The 3,587-nt window shown below is 76.7% G+C and carries 3 protein-coding genes; all 3 read right to left on the minus strand.

Features of this window, described 5'->3' with window-relative positions; all coding sequences use genetic code 11:
- Positions 1–897, minus strand: an 897-nt coding sequence (locus B7L92_RS37235) for an N-acetylglucosamine kinase (RefSeq protein WP_255311337.1), incomplete at its 3' end; no start/stop codon positions are given.
- Positions 888–2,153 carry a 6-phospho-beta-glucosidase gene (locus tag B7L92_RS37240; protein WP_081241549.1) on the minus strand — a complete coding sequence of 422 codons (1,266 nt, stop codon included), beginning with the start codon at positions 2,151–2,153 and terminating at the stop codon, positions 888–890. The genes B7L92_RS37235 and B7L92_RS37240, both read right to left, overlap by 10 nt.
- 67 nt (positions 2,154–2,220) lie before the next feature.
- Positions 2,221–3,435 (minus strand): ROK family transcriptional regulator, encoded by a 1,215-nt coding sequence (locus B7L92_RS37245; protein ID WP_081241550.1) that lies wholly within the window; start codon positions 3,433–3,435, stop codon positions 2,221–2,223.
- Positions 3,436–3,587: the final 152 nt, after the last annotated feature.

Here is a 3,587-nt window from a genome sequence, read left to right on the forward strand (position 1 = left end):
ACCCCCGTCCTCCTGGGCGGCAGCGTCCTGGCGGCCGGGCACCCCCGGCTCGTCGACCGCGTCCGCGCCCTCCTCGCCGACCGGGCACCCAGGGCGGTCCCCCGGATCGTCACCGCCGCCCAGGAGGACGGGGGTCCGCTCGTCGAGGAGGCCGAGGCGGGTCAGGGCGACCGTGGCCATGGTGACGACCTCGTCGGCCTGGCGGTCGACGATCGCGCGGGCGACGGGGTCGCCGTCGGCCGCCGTGGCGAAGAGCACCGGGGTCAGTTCGTGGCGGCGGGACGAAGGGACGCGGCGCAGGTGCAGGGCCTCGATGAGGGCCGGCATGTCGGGGAGGCCGAAGTGGGCCGGGAGGGCGCGGGCCAGGGCGGTGGGGGTGCCGCGGCCGTCCTGGGCGCGGGCCGCGTACCAGAGGGCCTCCTCGGCCAGGGCCCAACCGCCGCCCCAGTCGCCGGAGATGCGGCCGAGGGCAGGGAAGCGGGCGGTGCGGCCGTCGGGGTGCATGCCGACGCAGTTGATGCCCGCGCCGCAGACCACGGCCACGCCGCGGGGTTCGGTGACCCCGGCGCGCAGGACGGCGAAGGTGTCGTTGCGGACCTCGACGGTGGTGCCCCAGGCACGGGTCTCCAGGGCCTCGGTGAGCTGCTGTTCCTCGACGGGGAGGTCCGCGTTGGCCAGGCAGGCCGAGACATGGGCCGCGGCGGGCGCGCCGGCGGCGGCGAGGGCCCGGGCGACGGTGGCGGCCAGGGCGGCCATCGCGGTGTCCAGACCCACGGCGGGCGGGCGGAAGCCCTCGCCGCGGGCCGTGGCGAGGACCGTGCCGTCGGGGGCGACCACGGCCACGTCCGTCTTGCTGTTGCCGGCGTCGATGGCCAGGACGCCCGCGGTCAGGCCCACGTGAGGTACTCCCGGTTGTGTGCGATCAGGGTGTCGGCGAGGCGGTCGGCGTACTCGTACTGGGCGATCAGGGGGTGGGCGAGGAGGGCGCGCAGGACGCGGGTGCGGGAGCCGTGCAGGGCGGCTTCCAGGGCGAGGTCCTCGTACGCGGCGACGTTCGCCGTCAGACCCGCGAAGAGGGGGTCGAGGGGGGCCACCGGCAGCGGGACCGCGCCCTTCGGGCCGACGGCCGCCTGGACCTCGATCACCGCGTCGTCGGGGAGGAAGGGGAGGGTGCCGCGGTTGAGGGTGTTGACCACCTGGTGGGGGCTCCCGGCACCGCGCAGGAGGGCGGCGGCGAGGTCCACCGCCGCCTCCGAGTAGTAGGCGCCGCCGCGTCGGGCCAGGAGGGCCGGTTTCTCGTCCAGGGCGGGATCGGCGTAGAGGGCGAGCAGACGGCGTTCCATGTCGGCGACCTCGGCGGCCCGGGAGGGCTTGGTGCCCAGCTCCCGTACGACCTCGTCGTGGGCGTAGTAGTAGCGCAGGTAGTAGGAGGGGACGACGCCCAGGCGGTCCAGGAGGACGCGGGGCAGACGCAGGTCGGCGGCGATCCCCTCGCCGTGCTCGGCGAGGAGGCGGGGGAGGACGTCCTCGCCCCCGGGACCGCCGAGGCGTACCGCGGTCTCCCAGGTGAGGTGGTTCAGGCCCACGTGGTCCAGGTGGAGGCCGGCGGGGTCCGTGCCGAGGCGGGCGGCGAACTTGCGCTGGAGGCCGATGGCCACGTTGCACAGGCCCACCGCCTTGTGGCCGGCCCGGAGCAGGGCCCGGGTGACGATGCCCACGGGGTTGGTGAAGTCGATGATCCAGGCGTCGGGGTTGGCGCGGCGGACGCGGTCGGCGATGTCCAGGACGACCGGGACCGTGCGCAGCGCCTTGGCCAGGCCGCCGGCCCCGGTGGTCTCCTGGCCCACGCAGCCGCACTCCAGGGGCCAGGTCTCGTCCTGCAGCCGGGCCGCCTGACCGCCCACGCGCAGTTGGAGGAGGACCGCGTCGGCGCCGTCCACCGCCGCGTCCAGGTCGGCGGTGGCGGTGATCCGGCCGGGATGGCCCCGGCGGGCGAAGATGCGGCGGGACAGGGGGGCGATCAGGTCCAGGCGGTCCGTCGCCGGGTCGGTGAGGACCAGCTCGGTGAGGGGGAGCGTGTCGCTCAGGCGGGCGAATCCGTCGATGAGTTCGGGCGTGTAGGTCGAACCTCCGCCGACGACGGTGAGTTTCATGTCCTTCCCTCTCCTCGGATGGGTGAGCTGTCCCCGCCGCCGTGCGGCCGGCGCGGCGGCGGGCCGGTCAGCGGGAGGTGTCGAAGACCTCGTCGCGGGTGGCCGCCAGCGCGCTCTCCAGCGCGCCGCGCAGCACGGGGTGTTCGCGGACGCCGCCCAGGACCAGGCGCGGGCGGGGCGCGGCCAGTTCCGCCAGTTCGGCCTGGACCAGGGCGCGCAGCACCTCGCCGCCGGAGGTGAGGCCGGTGCCGCTCAGGACGACGAGTGCGGGGTCGAGGACGCAGACGAGGGAGGCGAGGCCGGTGGCCAGGCGGGTGGCGTAGGTCCGCAGGAGCCGGTGGTGGACCTCGTCGTCGGGGGCCGCGGCGGCGCGTTCGAGGAGGGCGGCGGCCACCTCGGCGGGCGGGCCCTGCGGGACGTCCGCCATGCCGAGGTCCCGGGCCAGCGCCGGGACGGCCCGGGAGCCGGCCAGCTCCTGGTAGCCGCCGCTGCCCGCCCGGGCGACCCGGCGGGCCAGGGACGTGCCCGGCACCGGCAGGAAGCCGACCTCGCCCGCGCCGCCGGTGAAGCCCCGGTGCAGCCGTCCGCCGAGCACCAGGGCGGCGCCCAGGCCCTCCTGGTTCCAGAGCAGGACGAAGTCGGTGTGGTCCCGGGCCGCTCCCCGGCGCTGCTCGGCGAGGGCGACCAGGTTGACGTCGTTCTCGTACGCGCACGGCACCGGCAGCGCGGCGGCGAGTTCGTCGAGCAGCGCCGGGGAGTGCCAGCCGGGCAGGTGGGAGGCGTAGCGCAGGCGCCCGGTGTGCGGGTCGAAGGCGCCAGGGGTGCCGATGACCAGGCGGTGGAGGTCGGCGCGGGACAGTCCCGCCGCCCGCACCGCGCCGTCCAGGGCGTCGGTGACCTGCCGGACGACGGGGGTGCCGGAGCGGCGGCCGGGGGCGGGCAGCTCGTGGCGACCGACCGTGCGGCCGGTGAGGTCGGCGACGGCGGCGCGGATCCGCCCGCGGGTGACGTCGAGCCCGGCGACGTGGGCGGCGGCCGGGTTGATCCCGTACAACCGGGCGCCCGGGCCGGGACGGCCCTCGGTGGTGCCGGTGGCCAGGACCAGTCCGGCGGCCTCCAGACGGGCCAGGAGCTGGGAGGCGGTCGGTTTGGACAGTCCGGTGAGCCGGCCGATCCGGGTGCGCGACAGCGGCCCGTGCTCCAGCAGGAGGTCCAGGGCGGCGCGGTCGTTCATGGCGCGCAGCACGCGCGGGGTGCCCGGTGTACCGGCGGTTCCTGCCACGGGGTGCGGCACCCGGCCTCCTGCGCGCGTCGGCGACTGTTAGGAAAGTTTCCTTTCCCGCGGGGGAACGTAGGCCCGTGCCGGGGAGGCGTCAAGGGGTGGTGCGCGGGAGGGGCGGGACCCGGAAGCGCTTCCGGGTCCCGCCCCTCCCG

This window comes from Streptomyces viridosporus, assembly GCF_002078235.1.
Lineage (GTDB): Bacteria > Actinomycetota > Actinomycetes > Streptomycetales > Streptomycetaceae > Streptomyces > Streptomyces viridosporus.

Bases quoted from the DNA above. Each gene is read 5' to 3' on its own strand.
- B7L92_RS37240 (WP_081241549.1), bottom strand. From the start codon at position 2,153: ATGAAACTCACCGTCGTCGGCGGAGGTTCGACCTACACGCCCGAACTC.